16 protein-coding genes are annotated in these 21684 nt (G+C 49.8%); 5 read left to right on the top strand and 11 right to left on the bottom strand.

Annotated elements, in window-relative coordinates:
• Positions 1-350: ISAs1 family transposase (locus tag EOJ37_RS04945; protein WP_206194022.1), on the top strand; the 350-nt coding region annotated here is incomplete at its 5' end.
• A gap of 12 nt (positions 351-362) precedes the next feature.
• Here the strand turns inward: EOJ37_RS04945 and EOJ37_RS04940 are convergent.
• The 3 genes from EOJ37_RS04940 to zwf all read right to left on the bottom strand — a co-directional run bounded on the left by EOJ37_RS04940 (position 363) and on the right by zwf (position 3511).
• Positions 363-467 carry a transposase domain-containing protein gene (locus EOJ37_RS04940; protein ID WP_420820616.1) on the bottom strand — a complete coding sequence of 35 codons (105 nt, stop codon included), beginning with the start codon at positions 465-467 and terminating at the stop codon, positions 363-365.
• A 228-nt stretch (positions 468-695) separates the two neighbouring features.
• Positions 696-1445, bottom strand: a complete 750-nt coding sequence (locus EOJ37_RS04935) for a LuxR family transcriptional regulator (protein WP_127958422.1) — start codon at positions 1443-1445, stop codon at positions 696-698.
• A 590-nt stretch (positions 1446-2035) separates the two neighbouring features.
• The gene (gene zwf / locus EOJ37_RS04930; RefSeq protein ID WP_127958420.1) at positions 2036-3511 is read right to left on the bottom strand and encodes a glucose-6-phosphate dehydrogenase; all 1476 of its coding nucleotides are present in this window, start codon (positions 3509-3511) and stop codon (positions 2036-2038) included.
• A gap of 247 nt (positions 3512-3758) precedes the next feature.
• Here zwf and pyk point away from each other — a divergent pair, with 247 nt between their 5' ends.
• Positions 3759-5201, top strand: coding sequence for a pyruvate kinase (gene pyk / locus EOJ37_RS04925; protein WP_127958418.1), 1443 nt, complete (start codon positions 3759-3761; stop codon positions 5199-5201).
• Positions 5202-5299: 98 nt separating this feature from the next.
• Here the strand turns inward: pyk and EOJ37_RS04920 are convergent, their stop codons facing one another.
• From EOJ37_RS04920 to aspS, 7 genes are all read right to left on the bottom strand, one after another.
• Positions 5300-10426: an autotransporter domain-containing protein gene (locus tag EOJ37_RS04920; RefSeq protein ID WP_155522481.1), complete on the bottom strand. Its 5127-nt coding sequence runs from the start codon at positions 10424-10426 to the stop codon at positions 5300-5302.
• 300 nt (positions 10427-10726) lie between these two features.
• Positions 10727-11734 carry a Holliday junction branch migration DNA helicase RuvB gene (gene ruvB / locus EOJ37_RS04915; protein WP_127958414.1) on the bottom strand — a complete coding sequence of 336 codons (1008 nt, stop codon included), beginning with the start codon at positions 11732-11734 and terminating at the stop codon, positions 10727-10729.
• A 19-nt stretch (positions 11735-11753) separates the two neighbouring features.
• The gene (gene ruvA / locus EOJ37_RS04910; RefSeq protein ID WP_127958412.1) at positions 11754-12368 is read right to left on the bottom strand and encodes a Holliday junction branch migration protein RuvA; all 615 of its coding nucleotides are present in this window, start codon (positions 12366-12368) and stop codon (positions 11754-11756) included.
• Positions 12369-12396: 28 nt separating this feature from the next.
• Complete coding sequence (ruvC, locus tag EOJ37_RS04905) at positions 12397-12918, bottom strand: crossover junction endodeoxyribonuclease RuvC (protein ID WP_127958410.1); 522 nt, start codon at positions 12916-12918, stop codon at positions 12397-12399.
• Between the two features lie 166 nt (positions 12919-13084).
• Positions 13085-13828, bottom strand: coding sequence for a YebC/PmpR family DNA-binding transcriptional regulator (locus EOJ37_RS04900; RefSeq protein ID WP_127958407.1), 744 nt, complete (start codon positions 13826-13828; stop codon positions 13085-13087).
• Positions 13829-13847: 19 nt separating this feature from the next.
• The gene (nudB, locus tag EOJ37_RS04895; protein ID WP_127958446.1) at positions 13848-14294 is read right to left on the bottom strand and encodes a dihydroneopterin triphosphate diphosphatase; all 447 of its coding nucleotides are present in this window, start codon (positions 14292-14294) and stop codon (positions 13848-13850) included.
• Positions 14294-16078, bottom strand: coding sequence for an aspartate--tRNA ligase (gene aspS, locus EOJ37_RS04890; RefSeq protein WP_127958405.1), 1785 nt, complete (start codon positions 16076-16078; stop codon positions 14294-14296). The genes nudB and aspS overlap by 1 nt, the downstream gene beginning before the upstream one ends.
• A gap of 312 nt (positions 16079-16390) precedes the next feature.
• On the opposite strand from aspS, the gene cmoA reads away from it, so the two are divergent.
• From cmoA to argS, 3 genes are all read left to right on the top strand, one after another.
• Positions 16391-17131, top strand: a complete 741-nt coding sequence (gene cmoA / locus EOJ37_RS04885; RefSeq protein ID WP_127958403.1) for a carboxy-S-adenosyl-L-methionine synthase CmoA — start codon at positions 16391-16393, stop codon at positions 17129-17131.
• Positions 17131-18102 carry a tRNA 5-methoxyuridine(34)/uridine 5-oxyacetic acid(34) synthase CmoB gene (cmoB, locus tag EOJ37_RS04880; protein WP_127958400.1) on the top strand — a complete coding sequence of 324 codons (972 nt, stop codon included), beginning with the start codon at positions 17131-17133 and terminating at the stop codon, positions 18100-18102. The genes cmoA and cmoB overlap by 1 nt, the downstream gene beginning before the upstream one ends.
• A 98-nt stretch (positions 18103-18200) precedes the next feature.
• Positions 18201-19931: an arginine--tRNA ligase gene (gene argS / locus EOJ37_RS04875; protein WP_127958398.1), complete on the top strand. Its 1731-nt coding sequence runs from the start codon at positions 18201-18203 to the stop codon at positions 19929-19931.
• A gap of 134 nt (positions 19932-20065) precedes the next feature.
• Here argS and murJ read toward each other — a convergent pair whose 3' ends face one another.
• Positions 20066-21601 carry a murein biosynthesis integral membrane protein MurJ gene (murJ, locus tag EOJ37_RS04870; RefSeq protein ID WP_127958396.1) on the bottom strand — a complete coding sequence of 512 codons (1536 nt, stop codon included), beginning with the start codon at positions 21599-21601 and terminating at the stop codon, positions 20066-20068.
• Between the last annotated feature and the right edge of the window lie 83 nt (positions 21602-21684).

The following is a 21684-nucleotide window of genomic DNA, read 5'->3' as shown; positions in this document are numbered from 1 at the left end:
CGGTAGGAGTTGCAATGGGTTATCGTCAGGAAAAGGATAAGCCTGCCACACTGGAATACCGTTACTACATCAGTTCTGCGGTGCTGACGGAAGCGAGTTTAGCCGAAGCAGTCCGCAGTCACTGGTCGATAGAAAACAGTTTGCATTGGGTACTGGATGCGACCATGCAGGAAGATAATTGCCAGATTTACCGTGATAACGCGGCACAAAATATTGCTATTCTGCGGCATATATCACTTAATTTACTCAGAGCGGAACCGACCAAGCTCAGTATAAAACTGAAACGCAAACGAGCGTGGATGAAAACAGATTTTTTAGAACGCATACTTAATGCAGGATTTGGGCGATAGAGTGAATTTTAATCATTCATGCGGTTGCCCTGGATTTTCCGGGAAGGGAAGCAGTTCGTGCAGGCGTGCTTTCGGCCATTCAGGTAAACGCGTCAGCACCGATTTTAACCACGCAATTACAGTGATGTGGAAAAAAACCTAGTCGTTCGGTGAGAGTGTGGGAAATAACGGTTTTTGAGTTTAGTCAACATGCGAGAAAACTCATTCAGATCCACTTCGGTTTTAAGGCCTTTGGCCAGTTCGGTAGCGAGTGCCTTCAGTTTGTTTTGTCCATAATTTGCCTGCATTCGTTGTTAGGATGAACATATCAAAAACAGGCAATTACACAATTTAAATTACAGTTTTTTAAAAAACACTACGCGGCTTTCCATGTGGCCTAATTAACTTTAACTCTACACCCAGTCTGATTGCATGTTTGGCATTCGTGACACCGAGTTTTTTTACCACATTGCCAATATGATATTTCACTGTTGTGACTTTAATATCCAAAATCATTGCAATCTCTTGATAAGACTTGCCAATGCTTGCCCAATAAATAATTTCATTTTCACGCGGAGAGAAGAAATCTTTTTGGCTGATCCTATGAAAAAAGCTATTTTCATCAAGCTCATGATACTCTTTTAACAACTTCTCATGTGTCTCTAGCAGCAACATTTGCAACCGTTCACGGTCACTATTTATCTGCTCTTTAATACTGTCATCACACTGTTCACTCATGATTAACGATAAAACAACCAAGTTATTTCCTGTATCGTGCAAAACAAAAGTATGCCCTTGGGTAATATCGTGGCTTTTTGCTGAGTCAAATATTTTTGTCAACCTCAGCCCTGCATTAACCATAGTAGATTTATTCCATGCAAATGGTGTAATGCGACTTAACGCTGTAATTAAAACCGGATCAATAAACTGATAGCTATTATCAATATAGAAATCAAACCATTCCATTTTGTTTGATATAATTACAAATTCAGCACGATTCGACTTATTCATAACAGCATAAGAGTAGGTCAGGTCACTGTACTTTTTTAAATTCGCTTCGAGATGAGCTTTGATTGACTTGTTGATGGACTGATTGTTGAAAAATACACTAGACATACAATAATCTCCTTATAGCCAAGTTATCCTAACAAACCACTAGCCACTGTTACCTACTGCATGCATCCAACCATGCCCCCACATGTGACTAGCCGATACATCCTAAAGAATCTTTGTTCATATCGCTACTGTTTAATTTCAACCAATATTTACTTTGACGCACCTTGGCGGGGTTATTTCATTTTTTATTAAAAATCAAATAATTAACTAAAAAAATCTTAACAATTTCTTAATCAAAAACCAAAGCTGAAACAATACAGCTCATCATAACCTAGAATTATATATAATATGAAAATAAATTGATAGATTATTATATTGCAATTATCGGTAAAAAAGAAATCATCATCGGGGATTAAGCAATATCAAGCTGATACTTAACGTTTGATAGCTCAATTATTGAACTTAGTTTGTTTGTGCCACCGTGACGTGATGACAGTTTTACTATTGTTAAGTTTTTACGCTGTGTCAGTCAGTACGCTACTGTCAGTAAACACGAAATAAGCCGTGCTGCTGCGTGCTTGAACCGCATATTGGGCAAAGCGCTTTTGCCCAATTACTAGCGTTAATAGTGCTCACATACTGCCCGATGGCTACTCAATGTCGTTCCATGAGCGGCCATCTCGCGTGATCATCGCAACGGATGCGACCGGCCCCCAGGTGCCCGCTTGATACGGTTTTGGCGCTTCATTATCTGTATTCCATGCCTCCATGATCGAATCGACCCATTTCCATGCTTCTTCCACTTCATCGCGTCGAACAAATAGCGACTGAATGCCACGCATCGTTTCCAACAGTAGCCGCTCGTAGGCATCAGCCACATGTGCCTGACTGAAGGTCTCTGAGAAACTGAGATCAAGTTTGGTGGTCTGTAACCGATGCTTGTGATCAAGTCCAGGTACTTTGTTCAGCACCTGAATTTCAATCCCTTCATCCGGCTGTAAGCGAATGATCAGCTTATTCTGTGGTAGCTGTTGGTAGGAGCCACGGAACAGGTTTAATGATGGACTTTTGAAATAGACCACCACTTCAGAACATTTACTCGGCAAACGTTTGCCAGTACGCAGATAGAATGGCACGCCAGCCCATTGCCAGTTATCGATATCAACACGAATCGAAACAAATGTTTCGGTACTGCTATGTTTGTTTGCCCCCTCTTCATCCAGATAACCAGGCACTTTCTTACCCTGTACAAAACCGGCTGTATATTGGCCTCGCACGGTGTTTTCACGCACATTGCTCTGATCAATCCGACGCAATGAACGCAACACTTTCACTTTTTCATCACGGATACGATCGGTAGAGAGATCGGCCGGTGGTGACATCGCAATCATGGTCAGGATTTGCAGCAGGTGGTTCTGGATCATGTCGCGCATCTGGCCAGCCTGGTCAAAATAACCCCAACGCCCTTCAATGCCTACCTCTTCCGCCACGGTGATCTGTACATGATCAATAGTGCGGTTATCCCAGTTAGTGGCGAACAGCGCATTAGCAAAACGCAGTGCCAGCAGATTTAATACCGTCTCTTTGCCCAGGTAGTGGTCGATACGATAGACCTGTGACTCATGAAAATAGTCAGCAACCTGGTCATTAATTACCTGTGATGAAAGCAGATCGGTACCCAGTGGTTTCTCCATCACCACCCGTGTTGGCTGTTTATTCAGTTTTGCTTCAGCCAACCCTTTACAGATGGCACCGAACGTGCTGGGCGGCATCGCAAAATAGTTGATGGTCACACGATGCTTCTGCTCCAGCTTTTTGGCAAGTTGAGTAAAATTATTGCTCTCATTGACATCCAGATTACAGAAATCCAAACGGGCGCTCAGCTTTTCCCAGTACTGCTGTTCGACTGGCTCTTTAAGAAAGGTGCTCAATGCCTGTTCAACAACCTTGGTATAAGCAACTTTGTCCCAGTCAGCACGTCCGACTCCAATGATGCGGCTGTCGGGATGGATCAGCCCTGCCTTTTCAAGCTGGTACAGCGAAGGTAGCAGTTTGCGGCGCGCCAAATCCCCTTTCGCCCCGAAAATCACTAAATCACATGGTTGTGCGGTTGAGGTTACTGCCATCTTTTTCTCCTGGTAAAGGGGGTTCTCACTGCAATGATGACTCAAGTATAGATTTCTCTGTGTATCTCGGTGTCATACTCTATCAGTTGCTGTTCGATTAGGTAACCCTATGAATCTTCAATGCTCAATAGATTGAAAATCATACCGAGCAAATTTTTGGCTAGATAAAATGGTCATTATTGCGGTTATTGGTTATTCTATGTGCCGTACAACACCAATTTTTCTTTACCAGTCAATGAGGTAATACATGTCGAGAAGGCTAAGAAGAACCAAAATCGTCACCACACTGGGGCCCGCAACTGATCGCGACAATAATCTGGAGAAGATCATTGCCGCTGGCGCTAATGTCGTCCGGCTTAATTTCTCTCATGGTAGTGTTGAAGATCATCAGAACCGCGCGAATAAAGTACGTGAAATTGCGGCTAGGTTAGGTCGTCATGTTGCTATTCTGGGAGATCTGCAAGGGCCTAAAATTCGTATCTCAACCTTTAAAGAGGGCAAGATCTTTCTTAATACTGGGGATAAATTTCTGCTCGATGCCGAACTGTCAACCGGTGAGGGTGATCACAGTAAAGTCGGGATCGATTACAAAGCGCTCCCCAATGATGTGGTACCTGGAGATCTGCTGCTGCTGGATGATGGCCGAGTACAACTCAAGGTGCTGAATGTCACTGAGCGACAAGTGTTCACCGAGGTCACTGTCGGCGGTTCACTATCAAATAACAAGGGCATTAATAAATTAGGCGGGGGGCTATCTGCCGAGACACTGACCGAGAAAGATAAAGCCGACATCATTACTGCAGCAAAAATAGGTGTTGATTATCTGGCGGTCTCTTTTCCTCGCACTGGAGAAGATATCAATTATGCCCGTCGGTTAGCGCGTGATGCTGGCTGCCATGCCAAAATCATCGCGAAAGTTGAGCGTGCAGAAGCGGTCAGTAGTGAAGAGGCCATGGATGATATTATTCTGGCTTCCGATGCGGTGATGGTGGCGCGTGGTGATCTGGGAGTCGAAATTGGCGATCCTGAACTGGTCGGTATCCAGAAAGCGCTGATCCGCCGCGCACGCTCGCTCAACCGTGCCGTGATCACAGCCACCCAGATGATGGAGTCGATGATCACCAGCCCGATGCCAACCCGTGCCGAAGTGATGGATGTTGCTAATGCGGTGTTGGATGGTACCGATGCAGTCATGCTTTCCGCAGAAACCGCCGCAGGACAGTATCCGGCAGAGACGGTGGCAGCAATGGCTCGTGTCTGTCTGGGCGCGGAAAAAATCCCCAGCATCAACGTATCGAAACATCGTCTCGATGTGCAGTTTGATAATGTTGAAGAAGCGATTGCCATGTCTACCATGTATGCCGCTAACCACCTGAAAGGTGTTACCGCAATCATTGCCATGACCGAGTCTGGCCGCACCGCATTGATGATGTCACGTATCAGCTCTGGATTGCCGATTTTTGCCATGTCGCGCCATGAACATACGCTCAATCTGACCGCACTTTATCGTGGTGTGACGCCGGTTTATTTTGGTAGCCACAGCGATGGCGTAGCCGCCGCCAGCGACGCAGTAGAACGTTTGCGTGATAAGGGCTATTTGATGCCTGGAGATTTGGTGCTGGTTACCCAAGGCGATGTGATGGGAACCATTGGTTCTACTAATACCAGCAGAATATTGCGTGTTGAGTAGTATATCCGGCGTTTTCTGAACGTTGATGCCAAAAATAAGGGTGCCTAATGGCACCCTTCTCTATCTGCTGCCCCAGTGTTCGCCGGAGCAATCTGTAATTAAAACGACCAGGTAAAGGTTCCCATCAACGCATTTTCACGCCCTTTGTCACCAAAGGTACCTTGATATGATGCTCCCAATTTCATATCTGGCGCCAAATCAAACTGAGCACTTACCCCTGTGATCAATGCATCTTTCATCAATGGAGCACCCAAGACGGTAAAATCAGTACTGCCGTCAAAACGCTGTTTGGACTCAGGTACAATCTTGCCATAAGCGTGTTTCCATCCCAGTTGTGCTGATAACTCGACCGGCACATTAGTCTGTAGGCGGTAACCCACGCGGCTACCCAAGGTAGTAAACGCGTTCTCACTGCTTTGGCTGTTGGCACTCAATGCCGCCTCTTGACCGCTCTCATGGAAGCTACCGGTGTTGAGGTAAACATAAGCAAGATTGGCATACGGTTCCCAACTGAGGTCATTCCACTGCTGCGGCATGGCAAACTCAGCAAACCCGTGCAGTGCATGTGCATTGACGTTGGCTTTCAGTTGATCGCTGTAGCCTGGGAAGTCAATTGAACGCTCAACACTGTTGTGATAGTAGGCATACATCACACCGTAACGGATATTGAGCAGATCAAGTGAACGTCCAGCATAAGCACCTAAATGCAGGTTGTTGCCGTTACTTTCTGAAGCGCGCGTTTTCACTTTCGCTTCAGTATGGGTATAGCCGATCAACCCACCCACACGCCAGTCAGCCAGTTCTCGGTCACCACCGATCAGCAAACCGCCAATGTTGCGATCCATCGTGGCCCCTGTCTGTTCTGAGCCGTTCAACTTGCCCCATGAACCCCAACCGTGCATCCACAAGCCATTGTCAGCAAAATTCACTTCCTGTTGTTTATTAATGGCTTGAGCGCCTTGCCCGTTAGCTGTTGCCTGTAAACGCGCATTTGCAGCATCACGAATAAAGTGTGTCTCTTCTGCCATTGATGATTTCAGTGAAGCATAGATCTCGCCAGCGAGCTGGTTCAGTGCATCATTGATCTCTTCCGCTGATGGCAATGCCACAATAGCTGCATTCAATCGGTTACTGGCATCCAGGCTGTCAATCGCTGCGGCAACCTGACGCTGGTTAGGCGTCGCACCAATGCTGTCAATTGGTGTGTCGTTACGTGATACCGACAGGTAGAGATCGTTCGATTCATACTCCGGTGTCATCGTCAATAACGGGTTTGAGATGCTGTAGTTATCAAAAGTACCGTCAATGCCTTCACCCGCACTCAGCACGCGATAACGCACTGGCTGGCCACTGTAGGTGCCAGGTAGCGCAGTGACATCAAGCTGACCACCGTCAAGGCTCGCTTTGCCATCGACAGAGAGCAGATCTGCTGCACCCTGGCTATCAATCGACGGCGCATAGATGCCGCCATCCGCAAAGCTGACATTACCATTAACATTCAAATGATTCAGCGTCGGAGTGCTGCTTTCACTGAACGCCATCATTGATTGTGCTGCACTCTGCATCATCAGACGAGCACCACTGTTCAGTGTCAAATCACCACCGATATTATCAGCAGAGATGTTGAGCATACTTTGATTACTACCACTCAATGAACCCGACAGTGAAGAGGCCAAGTTCAGGGTTCCCTGATTGATGTTCACATCACCGCTATAATCAGAAGTGTCACCTTGCAGGTTCAGGGTACCGGCACCATTTTTCTCCAGATCACCGTTACCGCTCAACGCACCTTGCAAAGAGAGTTCGCCCTGTACCACATCCAGCGCACCGCCGTTGTCTAACAGGTTGAAATTACGAGATGTATTAAAGCCCTGATCAACCTGTAGCGTGCCACCATTCAGCGTCACTTCTCCACTGCTGGCTCCTAAGTTGCCATCTTGTGATATTTGCAGGATACCACCATTGATGGTGGTGCCACCGGTGTAACCATTAACCATCGAGAGTTGTAGTACCCCCTCGCCATTTTTAGTCAGGCTCTTGCCATCCCAGCCGGTACCAGAGAAATCGCCAGTTTGATCGTTCAATGCTAAATCGACGTTAAATCCGGTACCCTCTTCCAGGGTAAACGAACCGGTTGACTCTTGGCTGCTACCAGCCGTCCATGCCAGACGGGTTCCCAGGATCAGGTCACGGTCATTGTTACCCAAACTCTGCTCGATCAGCATGAAATCAGGATGCTCGACATCGGTAGATTCAAAACCAGTAATACCATCAGTGGTCTCGATCAGCGTGTAGGTGTTCTGATCCATATCGCTGGCCTTCAGCAGCGCATCACGAGAAGTGAGATCACTAAAACCAGCAACAGAGAGCGTACTTTGATTCAACTGAGCACTCTTCGCCTTAATACCGCCGGTCTCACTGAGGTTGATTTCTAATTTTGAACCGCTCTGCTGGATCAGATCGCCACTGATATCCAGTACACCGGCACCCAGTGACGTGGTTGCGTTAGCTGCGGTGGTGTAATTACCATTCACTGACAGTGTGCTGGTGTTGGCCAAAGTCAGCGTGCCTTCATTGACGTTGATATCGCCAGAGAGGTTGTGACTGTTGCTGGTTAACTGCAACTCACCTGTGCCGGTTTTAGTCAGACCAGCTCCGTCAGTGAGATTGATTGCTCCATGATAGAGGCTATCTGCACTGTTGTTCAGTGTCAGTGCGCCACTATTTAACAGATCACCAGAGCCAGACAGGTTACCCAACTGTTGTGCCAAACCACCACCATTAATGCTAGCGCCAGCATCAATAGTAACGTTGCGGCTCTGTGCCAATGCATTGGCAACTTGCAGATTTAGCAGGCCTTGTTCAATCTGTGTATCACCACTGTAGGTATTAACACCACTCAGCGTCAGTGAACCACTGCCTGTCTTGATCAAGTCACCTTGGCCACTAAACACACCACTGAATGTGGTATCTACCAGGTTATTCACGCTGATACTGCCATCACCTTGCAAATTACCTGCACCAGACAGATTATTCAGTTGCTGTTGATAGCTGCCGGTGTTGAGTGTGGCATTTTGGTCGATATTGATATTACTGCTTTTTGCAAGAGCATCTGCACTACCCAACGTCAAGGTACCCGCTTGAATATTGGTATCACCGCTGTAGTCAACAACACCATTCAAGCTCAATGCGCCAGTGCCGGTTTTGATTAATCCAGCATCACCAGTCAGCGTGAGATCACCGCTAAACAGGCTGTCTGCGGTGTTGTTCAGTGTCAGCGTTGCGCTACCGAACAGATCACCTGCGCCACTTAAATTATTCAGTTGCTGTAGTTCGCTGCCCAGGTCAAGGGTTGCGTTGTCGGCAATAGTCACTCCGCTGCTCTGTGCCAGGGCATTAACTGCTTCCAGCGTCAGGGTACCGGCATTTATCAGTGTCCCGCCAAGGTGTTCTGCTGCTTGTTTCAGGGTTAAGTTCTGTACCCCTGATTTGATCAGGCTAAGCGCGCCCTGGATTGTCCCGTCAAAGGTGGTATCAATATCGTTGTTCAGGGTAACGTTGCCACTGCCTTGCAGCAACCCGGCACCCGTCAGGTTGTTGAGTTGCTGTGCATTTGCACCGGTGTTGATCGTTGCGTTCTGGTTGATGCTGACATTGCTACTCTTGCCAATACTGTTGGCGCCTGTCAGTGCCAGAGTTCCTTCCTGCACCAAGGTATCACCGGTATAACTCCCTGTTTTCGATAGTGTTAAGGTACCTGCACCGGTTTTAATCAAATCACCGGCACCGCTTACCGCGCCGCCAATAGTGGTGTTACCACTGGTAATATTGACTGTTCCGGTGTTGTCAGCCGCTAAGATCAGGCCACCACCAAAGTTACCACTAGCGATATCCAAATTTCCGCCCGCCAACGTAGCGCTGCCACCATTAAATGCGTTGGCTTGGTTGAGTCGCAAGGTACCATCCAGCAGTGACCAGTTCTGTGCTGCGCCAGCGATATTATTCAGTGTCCAGGTGCTGTCACCGTTTTTTTCGAACTGATTAAAACCGCTATATTGGTATGCGGTGCTACTTCCCACCTTCGAAAGATCGAAGCTGCTGTCTTGGTCACCGCCTAAGATCAACTTATCTTTACCCGTACCGACTACATTGCCGGTAATGGTGGAACCTTGCTCCAACTGTAGGCTATTGGTGCCGCTGGTAAACGTGATCGCATTCGCACGGGTAGTGCCATCCGCCGCCAAGCCACCTTTGATCGAGCCAGAGTTAATAATATTAAGGTTGGAACCGGTGACACCTGCACCGCCCTGATCGATCACCCCATTCTGTCTCGCGTTCGCTGTGCTGCTACCGCCATTACCACCAGTAATGGTGCCGTTATTGGTCAAGGTCATGTTGCTGGCTTTAACCCCTGCACCACCGGAACCGCCCGCGCTGTTATAGGAAGTCGCTAGAGAGTCCGCACCCAATCCACCATTACCGCCAGTGATGGTGTGATTGTTGATGACGCTAACACCATTACTGGTGAGGCCGCTACCACCATGTCCACCATAGCCGGCACCCGCACCCGGCACAGTAGCTCCGCCACTGCCACCGTTACCGCCATTACCGCCAGTGATACTGCCCTGAGTCGTGGTGGTACCACTGCCGCTAAGCACCGCACCTGCACCGCCGCCGCCGCCACTACCACCATCAGCACCAGAATCACCACCTTTACCGCCATTACCCCCAGTAATTGCAGTACTGATGCTGCTTAGATTACTGCCGTGGAAACCATCGCCGCCACCGCCACCGCCGCCAGCACCATAGCCGTTGGAACAGACGCTAGCACAGAATGCATCCTGTCCATTGGCACCATTACCGCCTTTGCCGTTAGTACCAACCAAGCCGCCAGCACCACCAAGCGCGAGGGGGTCAGTGGTGGGAGCTGAACGCCCACCATCAGCGCCCTTACCACCATTACCACTGGCTGTTCCCGCTGAAGCTACGGGGGCCAGGCCTCCTTTTGCACCAGCAAGGCCATCAGTACCGCCACCGCCTCCCGCACCACTATAGCCACCATTACCACCATAAGCGGAAGAAGCGCCAGCACCATTGCCATCGGCAAAAGCGTAAGTGGAGAACACCAGTAAAGCGACTTGTGTCAGTGGTAACAGCTTTGGTAACAGAGAAGAGCGCCCACCAACGGACGAGCGCCTGAGATTAGATGAGTTAAAACAATGCATTATTTTTCCCTTGGTAAAGTGTTTCGTGCTAAAAAGTGTGTAAAAGATGACTCTGTCTTTATATGTTCTTACAAAATAATATATCGGGCATCACGATGTCAAATTTATATAAATCTGTTTAATCTTTAATCACGACATGGTTATCCTGCCTGGCGCCTCGCTCAGGCTAATCAGATGATCATGCTATTAAAAAGAGGAGAAACGCGTAGTGACTGGCAACCGCAGAAGGATAAACGGCTCACCTCAAATCGAGGTAAGCCGTTGTATTTATATGGTAAGAAAGTTTTGTAGACTCACGGTTCACTGCGTCGGATCGAGCAGATTAAAATGTCGGTAGGCATGTTGTGTAGCGATGCGTCCACGCGGTGTTCGTTGGACAAACCCTTGTTGGATTAGATAGGGTTCAATCACATCCTCGATGGTGTCACGCTCTTCACCAATCGCTGCCGCAAGATTATCTAGGCCGACTGGGCCACCGGCAAATTTATCGATGATTGCCAGTAAAAGTTTGCGATCCATGTAGTCGAATCCTTCGGCATCGACATTCAGCATATCGAGTGCCTGAGCAGCCACTTCACCGCTCATCACACCGTTGGCTCGTACCTCGGCAAAATCACGCACCCGCCGTAACAAGCGGTTAGCAATGCGTGGGGTGCCACGCGCTCGGCGTGCCACTTCATGCGCACCTTCTGCCGAGAGCGGCAGCCCTAAACAGCGAGCACTGCGGCTGACAATGTATTCCAGATCGGCGACCTGGTAAAATTCAAGTCGCTGGACAATGCCAAAACGATCACGCAGTGGCGAGGTGAGTGAACCTGCCCTTGTGGTAGCTCCGACCAAAGTAAACGGGGGCAAGTCGATCTTGATCGAGCGTGCCGCCGGACCATCACCAATCATGATGTCCAGTTGATAATCTTCCATTGCCGGATAGAGCACTTCTTCAACGACCGGTGAAAGACGGTGGATCTCATCAATAAACAGCAAGTCATGAGGTTCCAAATTGGTCAACATCGCCGCCAGATCACCCGCTTTCTCCAATACCGGGCCGGAAGTGGTACGTAAATTCACCCCCATCTCATTGGCAACAATGTTAGCCAGTGTGGTTTTACCCAACCCCGGTGGGCCAAAGATTAATAGGTGATCCAGCGCATCACCGCGCTGTTTAGCCGCCTGAATAAAAATCTCCATCTGCTCTCGCACCTGCGGCTGGCCAATATACTCTGCCAGTAGTTTGGGGCGAATGGCGCGGTCGAGTACCTCTTCTTCATTCAGCGGTTCAGCAGAAATCAGGCGATCTGCTTCAATCATGTGCTGCCCTTTTTAGCTGTCACAATGCCGCACGTAGTGCATCACGGATTAATGTTTCACAATCGGCACCGGCTTTGGCCACTTTACTGACCATGCGACTCGCCTCTTGTGGTTTATAGCCTAACGCTACCAGTGCTGCGGCGGCTTCAGCCTCAATATCTGCTGCTGAGCTGACCGCTACGCTGTTCGCTAGCACCGGTTCACGACTGCTGTTGAATAGATCACCATTTAATCCCTTGAAGCGATCTTTCATCTCAACCACCAGCCGCTCTGCGGTTTTCTTGCCGACACCCGGCAGTTTAACCAGTGCCGCAATCTGTTGCTGCTCAACCGCCGTGACAAATTGCTGTGCGGACATTCCTGAGAGGATCGCCAGCGCCAGTTTTGGCCCAATGCCGTTCACTTTGATCAGTTCACGGAATAGCGCCCGCTCCTGTTTGTCATTAAAGCCGTAGAGCAACTGAGCATCTTCACGCACAATGAATTGGGTAAACAGGATCACTTCCTGCCCCAACTCGGGTAGCTCATAAAAGCAGGTCATCGGCATTGCCACTTCGTAGCCAACGCCGTTGGCTTCTAATAGCACCAGTGGTGGCTGCTTCTCTAAGATAATGCCTCTTAAACGACCGATCATAACTCCACCTTCAATAATCGCATCACCACTAGCTCAGTCGGCCACGGGTCAGTGTCAGATGACCTTCCCGTATACGCAGAACATTTTGGCTCAAATGGCAATGGGTAATTGCAATTGCCAGTGCATCAGCCGCATCGGCTTGCGGGTTGGCAGAAAGCTTTAGCAGTGAACGCACCATGTGCTGCACCTGCTTTTTCTCTGCCGCGCCAGTGCCTACGACCGTCTGTTTTACTTGGCGTGCCGCATACTCAAACACCGCCAACTCCTGATTCACTGCGGCAACAATCGCCACCCCACGCGCTTGGCCCAACTTCAGCGCTGAGTCTGGGTTTTTAGCCATAAACACTTGTTCTATAGCGAAGAAATCGGGTCGGTATTGAGTGATAATCTCGGTCACACCGGCATAGATCAGTTTTAACCGTTTCGGCATGTCATTATCGAGCGTGCGAATACAGCCGCTGGCAAGATAACTCAATTGGCGGCCTTGTTGGCGAACCAGACCATAACCGGTGACGCGTGAACCGGGATCGATGCCTAAGATAATCGCCATTGTTACCACCATTTACTGCCGTTGCTGTTCAAATATCGTTGCCGACTTTAGGCGGGCAGAAAGCAACAGGCCGCAGCCAATCTTTCAACGGCATACGGCACTGATGATACGTCCCATTTGCTGACTGCCTATGCGCTAGCTAGCCATTGGCTAACTGCTTGTTCGCTTACAGCGTTGCGGCAATTTCGTCAGAGATCTCACCATTGTGATAGACCTCTTGCACATCATCACAATCTTCCAGCATGTCGATTAAGCGCAATAATTTAGGGGCTGTTTCAGCATCCATATCTGCTCGGGTGGATGGGATCATCGATACTTCAGCACCCTCTGCGTTAAAACCAGCCGCCGTCAAGGCATCTTTCACTTCACCCAGTTGTTCCCAGGCGGTGAACACATCAATTGCCCCATCGTCATAGCTGATCACATCTTCTGCTCCCGCTTCCAACGCCGCTTCCATCACCGCATCTTCATCCAGACCTGCTGCATAAGTGATCACACCACGTTTGCTGAACAGGTAGGAGACCGAACCATCGGTACCCAGATTACCGCCGCATTTGCTGAATGCATGGCGCACTTCAGCGACAGTGCGGTTGCGGTTATCACTTAAACACTCAACCATGATCGCGCTTCCGCCTGGGCCGTAGCCTTCATAGATGATAGTTTCCATGTTGGTATCATCATCGCCACCCACACCGCGCGCAATCGCACGGTTCAGTGTGTCGCGAGTCATGTTGTTAGAGAGTGCTTTGTCGATGGCAGCGCGCAGACGCGGGTTAGAGCCTGCATCACCACCACCGAGCTTAGCCGCAGTCACTAGCTCACGAATAATTTTAGTGAAAATTTTACCGCGTTTAGCATCTTGTGCCGCTTTACGGTGCTTTGTGTTGGCCCATTTACTATGACCTGCCATAAAAAATATCTCCAAAAAACTACTGCACTGAATGGATTACAAATTCTTCTATCGCCTGCTGGTTGCTCCAGGATTTGGTCAACCTGGCAGCAGCATCGGCATCAAGCCATTGGTAGGCAAGATGTTCACTCAATGTTGGCGCACGCTCTTGTGCTAATGCCAAACAGAACCAGTGCTCTTTATTATGGGTGGTTCCCGGCGCATAACGATGTCGAAACTGAGCAAAAATTTCAAATTCAACACAGCGCTGGCAGTCAAACAGTGGCAGTGACTCAGTTTTGACATCAATGCCTGTCTCTTCAAACAGCTCACGCTGTGCCGTTTGTAACGGCGTTTCGCCCTGCTCTAAGCTGCCAGTCACTGACTGCCAGAAGCTAGCATCATCACGCCGTTGTAACATCAGTACACGACCGCTCGACTGGGCATAAATCAGCACCAGTACCGACTCCGGCCGTTTGTAACTGATCACGCGTTGCCACCCTCATCAGCCGTTTTGCTGACCACACTGATCGCCAATTCCTGCAACGAAGCCGGATTAGCCACACTTGGTGCATCGGTCATCAGACAGGCAGCGGCGGTGGTCTTCGGAAAGGCAATCACATCACGGATATTGTCGGTACCGGTTAACAGCATCACCAGGCGATCGAGGCCGAAAGCCAGTCCGGCGTGAGGCGGTGTGCCATATTTCAGCGCATCAAGCAGGAAACCAAACTTTTCGCGCTGTTCCTGTTGGTCAATACCGAGGATAGCAAACACCGTTTGCTGCATTTCGCTACGGTGGATACGTACCGATCCCCCACCCACTTCATAGCCATTTAACACCATGTCGTAAGCATTGGCGATCGCGCTGGTCGGATCTTGCTGCAACTGTTGCGGATCTCTGTCTTTCGGTGCGGTAAATGGATGGTGCATGGCGGCTAAGCCACCTTCGCCGTCTTCTTCGAACATCGGGAAATCGATTACCCACAGTGGTGCCCAGCGCTCCAGTTGCGTTAACCCCAGTTCACGCCCGAGTTTCAGGCGCAATGCGCCCATAGCATCACTGGCGACTTTAGCACTATCAGCGCCAAAGAACAGCATATCGCCAGATTGCGCTTCAGTGCGAGTCAGCAGTGCTTCGAGCAGTTCAGCATCCAGGAACTTGGCAATCGGGCTTTGTACCCCTTCCAGGCCGATAGCACGATCATTCACTTTCAACCATGCCAGCCCTTTGGCACCGTAGATATTGACGAACGCGCCATAGTCATCAATCTGTTTACGTGTCAGTTGTGCGCCACCCGGAACGCGCAGTGCAACTACACGCCCTTTGCCACTGTTTGCTGGTTCAGCAAATACTTTGAACTCGACATTTTTTACCAGATCAGCGATATCAACCAGTTCCAACGGGTTACGCAAATCCGGTTTGTCAGAACCGTAGCGGCGCATCGCTTCTGCGAAGGTCATCACCGGGAATGCGCCGAGATCAACCCCTTTCAGTTCCAACCACAACTCACGTACCAGTTTCTCCATCACTTCACGCACTTGTTCTGCGGACATGAAAGAAGTTTCGACGTCGATTTGGGTAAACTCCGGCTGGCGATCAGCACGTAAGTCTTCGTCACGGAAGCATTTAACAATCTGATAGTAGCGGTCGAAACCTGACATCATCAGCAGTTGTTTAAACAGTTGAGGCGATTGTGGCAAGGCATAGAATTTACCTTTGTGGACACGGCTGGGTACCAGGTAATCACGTGCGCCTTCTGGTGTCGCTTTGGTAAGCATCGGGGTTTCAATATCGAGAAAACCGTGGCTATCCATAAAACGACGGACAAAGCTGGTGATTTTGGCACGCGCTTTCAGCCGCTGAGCCATTTCTGGACGGCGCAGATCGAGGTAGCGATATTTCAGCCGAGCCTCTTCGCTGTTAGCTTGGTTGGCATCCAGTGGCAGCGGTTCTGCACGGTTGATGATCTCCAGCGTATGAGCAAACACCTCGACTTCACCGGTCGCCATCTCTCGGTTGATCTGGTTATCAGGACGCGGACGTACACTACCGACGACTTGAATACAAAATTCGTTACGCAGTTCATAAGCTTTATCAAATGCCAGCTTCTGATCCGGATCGAAGAACACCTGAACGATCCCCTCGCGGTCGCGCATGTCGATAAAGATCAGACCACCCAAATCACGCCGACGGTTGACCCAACCGCATAAAGTAACTTCCTGCCCTACATGGGTCAGATTCAACTGCCCGCAATATTCAGTACGCATACGCTATCCTTCTAAACTTAGGCCGATTCCGCATTATTGCTGTTGTTCACCGGGTTATCATCTGTTATTTATGTCGGCTAACCGGACGCAAACAACACGTGTTGTGACTCCCTACTTGCAGGCTGGGCTGCGAGCAGGTGCAATGACAGGGCAACAGCGACACTGGGTAAAAATCGAGCAGATTAATACCAAACGTCGTGAAATAAAGAGCGCCATTATAAAGGCAATTGATCCACCGATAAACACGAACTTCAGCCTGATTCGCTTTTCTGCTAGCATGTCGCCCTCTGTATTCTGACTCGATTTACCATCATGCCAAACCGCGATACCCTTTTTGCTACACCAATCGCCAAACTGGGCGACTGGCGTTTTGATGAACGTGTTGCTGAAGTGTTCCCTGATATGCTGCAACGCTCCATCCCTGGTTATGCCAATATCATCTCAATGATTGGTATGCTGGCCGAACGCATAGTGCAGCCGGACAGCCAGATTTACGATCTGGGCTGCTCACTCGGTGCCGCCACGCTGTCAATACGCCGGAATATCCACGTGGCAGGTTGCCACATCATCGCGGTGGATAATTCAAGCGCAATGGTTGAACGCTGTCGTCGGCACATTGACGCCTTTCGTGCCGAAACGCCTGTCAGCGTAATTGAATCAGATATTCTTGATATTAAAATTGAAAATGCCTCACTGGTAGTGCTCAATTTCACGTTGCAGTTTATTGAGCCAGCTCAGCGCCTGCGTCTGTTAAGCCAGATCTACCAAGGGCTGCGTCCTGGTGCAGTATTGGTGTTATCAGAGAAACTGAGCTTTACTGATCAGCAGATTGGTGAGTTGCTGTTTAACATGCACCATGATTTCAAACGTGCTAATGGTTACAGTGAGTTAGAAATTAGCCAAAAACGCAGTATGCTGGAGAATGTGATGCTGACTGACTCAGTAGAAACCCATAAAGCCCGTTTACAACAAGCCGGTTTTGAACATGCTGAAGTCTGGTTTCAGTGTATCAATTTTGCCTCACTGGTCGCGATGAAAACGGGAAGCGTCTGATGATCAGTTTTGCCGATTTTTATCAGCGGATTGCTAAAAGTCCTCTTAGTCACTGGTTAGATACCCTGCCTGCCCAGATCACCGCTTGGCAACGCGAGTCGTTGCACGGCAAATTTAAACAGTGGTTCAACTCAGTCGAGCACCTGCCGTTGATCCAACCCAGTGAAGTCGATCTACAACATGCAGTGTTCGCTCGCAGCACCCCGGCACTTTCTGCCCGGCAGCGTGATGGTGTTGAAAAGTTGCTGCGTAACCTGATGCCGTGGCGCAAAGGACCTTTTTCGTTACATGGCATTGAGATCGACACCGAATGGCGTTCAGACTGGAAATGGCAACGCCTGCTGCCGCATATCGCGCCGCTAACTGGCCGCACCGTGCTGGATGTGGGTTGCGGTAGTGGCTACCACTTGTGGCGTATGGTCGGCGCGGGGGCAGATCTGGCAGTCGGCATTGATCCGATGCAACTGTTTTTATGTCAGTTTGAAGCTGTACGTAAACTGCTCGGTGGCGATCAACGCGCCCATCTCCTGCCGCTAGGTATTGAGCAACTACCAGAACTGGCCGCTTTCGATACTGTTTTCTCAATGGGGGTGCTCTATCACCGCCGTTCACCGCTTGACCATCTTCATCAGTTAAAAAACCAGTTAGTGACGGAAGGTGAACTGGTGCTGGAAACGTTGGTCATTGAAGGCGATCAGCAGCAAGTGCTGATACCGGGTGAACGCTATGCGCAGATGCGCAATGTCTACTTCATTCCTTCTGCCAATGCACTGAAACTCTGGCTGGAAAAGTGTGGCTTTGTTGAGGTGAAAATTGTCGATCTCTGCCCAACAAGCACAGCAGAACAGCGCCGTACTGATTGGATGACCAGTGACTCGCTGGCACAATTTCTTGATCCTGACGATATCAGCAAAACTATCGAAGGTTATCCGGCACCGTTACGGGCGATTTTAGTCGCCAAAAAGCCGTGAATACTGGCAGCCTAATATCAACTTAGGCTGCTGCTGACGCCTGGCGATGGATCAGTTACAATCGCCAGCTATTTCGTATCGCTCATTAAGGTACTCCAGTGAATATCCAGGCTCTTCTCTCAGACAAAGTGAATCAGGCGCTGATTGCTGCCGGCGCGCCCAGCGACTGCAACGCGCAAGTACGCCCATCGGCAAAGGCGCAGTTCGGCGATTATCAGGCCAATGGTATGATGTCGGCAGCTAAAAAGCTGGCTATCGCACCACGGCAACTGGCAGAAAAGGTGCTACAACAGTTGGCGTTGGGCGACATCGCCAGCAAAGTGGAAATTGCTGGGCCAGGTTTTATCAATATTTTTCTTAACCCTGAATGGGTTGCTGCCAAGGCTGATCAACTGATTAGCGCACCGAAATTGGGCATCGCTGCTGTCCAACCGCAGACTATCGTGATTGACTACTCGGCACCGAATGTCGCCAAAGAGATGCATGTCGGTCATCTGCGCTCGACCGTGATTGGCGATGCCGCCGCACGCACGCTGGAGTTTCTCGGCCATAAAGTGATCCGTGCCAACCATGTCGGCGATTGGGGCACCCAGTTTGGTATGTTGATCGCTTACCTGGAGAAGATGCAGAACGAGCAGGCCGGCGATATGGCGCTGGCGGATCTTGAACAGTTTTACCGCGCTGCAAAACAACACTACGATCAAGATGACGCGTTTGCGGTACAAGCACGTAACTACGTAGTGAAATTGCAGGGTGGCGATCCATACTGCCTGCAGATGTGGCGCAAACTGGTTGATATCACCATGGCGCAGAACCAACTCACCTATCAGCGTCTGAATGTCACCCTGACCCAAAACGACGTGATGGGCGAAAGCCTGTACAACGCCATGTTGCCGGATATTGTTGCCGATCTGAAAGCAAAAGGGCTGGCAGTTGAGAGCGATGGCGCTACGGTAGTGTTCCTGGATGAACACAAGAATAAAGAGGGTGAGCCAATGGGGGTGATCATCCAGAAAAAAGATGGCGGCTACCTCTACGCTACCACCGATATCGCCTGTGCCAAGTACCGCTTTGAGACACTGGGCGCTGACCGTATTCTCTACTACATTGACTCACGTCAGCATCAACACCTGATGCAGGCGTGGTCGATTGTGCGTAAAGCCGGTTACCTGCCAGAGCGCGTTACCCTGGAACACCATATGTTCGGCATGATCTTGGGCAAGGATGGTAAACCATTTAAAACTCGTGCTGGCGGTACGGTGAAACTGGCTGATCTGCTCGACGAAGCCGTGGAACGTGCCCACCGACTGATTGGTGAGAAGAACCCTGATATGCCTGCCGAAGAACAGGCTAAGCTGGCTCAGGTAGTCGGTATCGGTGCAGTAAAATATGCCGACCTGTCGAAAAGCCGTACCACCGATTATGTGTTTGACTGGGATAACATGCTGGCATTTGAAGGCAACACTGCACCTTATCTGCAATATGCCTACACCCGCATTGCGTCGGTATTCAAGCGTGCTGAGCTGGACGAAAACCAACTGACACTGCCGCTAACACTGAGTGAAGAGCGAGAAATTGCACTGGCAACTCGGCTACTGCAATTTGAAGAGGTGCTCACGGTGGTCGCCCGTGACGGAACGCCGCATGTGATGTGTGGCTACCTTTATGATTTAGCCGGTCTGTTTTCTGGTTTCTATGAACACTGTCCGATCTTGAATATCGACGATGCTCAACTGCGTCAGAGTCGTTTGAAGTTAGCGCTGCTGACTGCCAAAACACTGAAGAGCGGTTTGGATACGCTCGGTATTGAGACTGTCGAGCGAATGTAACGGGTGCCGGTCAACGGTCACGCTATGTCATTTCTCATGTCACCGTAGCGACCTTTGCTGTTGGTTCTCCTACGCGACTGCGTCCGACGCTGCTGCCCCCTACGTTATTGGGGGCAGCGGTAGTTCAACCCGCGCTACTTCACTCGTCGTGAAAAATCTCTTGGGCGGAAACCAAGTAGTGCCAAGCTGGTAAAATAGGCGGCAATACCGGCGGCAACTAACAGCGCCAAACGCAGCAGACGCGCCAGCATATTGCCCTGTTCCCACGCTGGCATCACTGCCATCACCGCTATCAATACGGCGGCCATGACTGATACCGCCAGCAGCAGTTTAGCCAGAAACAGCCACCAGCCCGGTTGTGGCTGGAAAATTTTCTGTTTACGCAGTTGCCAATAGAGCAGCGAGGCATTTAAACAGGCTGCCAGACCAATCGAGAGTGAAAGTCCAGCATGTTTAAATGGACCAATAAAAATGAGGTTCATCACCTGAGTCAGGATCAGGGTAACCATCGCAATTCTTACTGGCGTTTTAATATCCTGTCGTGAATAGAAGCCGGGAGCGAGCACTTTGACAACAATCAGTCCAAGCAGGCCGACTGAGTAGGCAACCAGCGCCTGCTGGGTCATTGCTGCGTCGAAGGCATTAAATTTGCCATACTGAAACAGTGACACGATCAGCGGTTTTGCCAAAATACCGAGCGCCACTGCACTGGGTAGCGCCAGTACAAAACAGAGGCGCAAGCCCCAATCCATCAAGCGGTTGTAATCCTCATGAGCACCACTGGAGAAACTCTTCGACAGTGACGGCAGCAGGATAGTGCCTAATGCAACCCCTAAGACCCCTGCGGGGAACTCCATCAGGCGATCGGCGTAATACATCCATGACACCGAACCAGAAATCAGAAAAGAGGCAAAAATGGTATTAATGATCAATGAAATTTGGCTAACAGACACCCCGACAATTGCCGGCCCCATCTGGCGGATCACTCGCCAGACACCGGCATCTCTCAGTTGCAGACGCGGTAACACCAGCATCCCGATCTTCTTTAGATGCGGTAGCTGATAGCCCAGTTGCAACACACCACCGACCACCACCGCCCAAGCCAACGCTAACACTGGCGGATCAAAATAGGGGGCAGCAAATAGCGCAAAACCGATCATGCTGACATTGAGTAACGTTGGCGCAAATGCCGGAATGGAAAAGCGGTTCCAGGTGTTAAGGATCGCTCCAACCAGTGAGGCTAACGAAATCAATAAAATATAGGGGAAGGTGATGCGTAACAGTGCTGATGTCAGCGCAAATTTATCCGGCGTATCGGTAAAGCCGGGGGCGGTGAGATAGATCACCCACGGTGCCGCAACCATACCGATGATTGTCACCAGCGCCAACACCAATGTCAGTAGTCCGGAAACATAGGCGATAAAGGTGCGAGTTGCCTGCTCGCCCTGCTGCTGTTTGTACTCGGCCAAGATCGGCACGAACGCCTGCGAAAATGCCCCTTCAGCAAAGATGCGGCGTAACAGGTTAGGCAATTTAAACGCCACAAAAAATGCGTCGGTTGCCACACCGGCACCAAAGACCCGCGCAACAATCGCATCACGCGCAAAACCAAGCACGCGGGAGAACATCGTCATTGAGCTAACGGCGGCCAGTGATTTAAGTAGATTCATGATATTTTTCTGAACATAGCTGGGTAAAATCAGGCGCTAGTTTACGGGTGAATCCGGGCAATAGCTATCCCTGTTGCCACAAC

Source organism: Serratia microhaemolytica, assembly GCF_004011885.1.
Lineage (GTDB): Bacteria > Pseudomonadota > Gammaproteobacteria > Enterobacterales > Enterobacteriaceae > Serratia_G > Serratia_G microhaemolytica.
This window is presented reverse-complemented; position numbering and strand designations above follow the sequence as displayed.

Coding starts and splice junctions, on each gene's coding strand:
- pyk (WP_127958418.1), top strand. CDS start 3,759: ATGTCGAGAAGGCTAAGAAGAACCAAAATCGTCACCACACTGGGGCCC.
- ruvC (WP_127958410.1), bottom strand. CDS start 12,918: ATGGCGATTATCTTAGGCATCGATCCCGGTTCACGCGTCACCGGTTAT.
- cmoB (WP_127958400.1), top strand. CDS start 17,131: ATGATCAGTTTTGCCGATTTTTATCAGCGGATTGCTAAAAGTCCTCTT.
- aspS (WP_127958405.1), bottom strand. CDS start 16,078: ATGCGTACTGAATATTGCGGGCAGTTGAATCTGACCCATGTAGGGCAG.
- zwf (WP_127958420.1), bottom strand. CDS start 3,511: ATGGCAGTAACCTCAACCGCACAACCATGTGATTTAGTGATTTTCGGG.
- EOJ37_RS04900 (WP_127958407.1), bottom strand. CDS start 13,828: ATGGCAGGTCATAGTAAATGGGCCAACACAAAGCACCGTAAAGCGGCA.
- ruvB (WP_127958414.1), bottom strand. CDS start 11,734: ATGATTGAAGCAGATCGCCTGATTTCTGCTGAACCGCTGAATGAAGAA.
- murJ (WP_127958396.1), bottom strand. CDS start 21,601: ATGAATCTACTTAAATCACTGGCCGCCGTTAGCTCAATGACGATGTTC.
- EOJ37_RS04920 (WP_155522481.1), bottom strand. CDS start 10,426: ATGCATTGTTTTAACTCATCTAATCTCAGGCGCTCGTCCGTTGGTGGG.
- cmoA (WP_127958403.1), top strand. CDS start 16,391: ATGCCAAACCGCGATACCCTTTTTGCTACACCAATCGCCAAACTGGGC.
- EOJ37_RS04935 (WP_127958422.1), bottom strand. CDS start 1,445: ATGTCTAGTGTATTTTTCAACAATCAGTCCATCAACAAGTCAATCAAA.
- ruvA (WP_127958412.1), bottom strand. CDS start 12,368: ATGATCGGTCGTTTAAGAGGCATTATCTTAGAGAAGCAGCCACCACTG.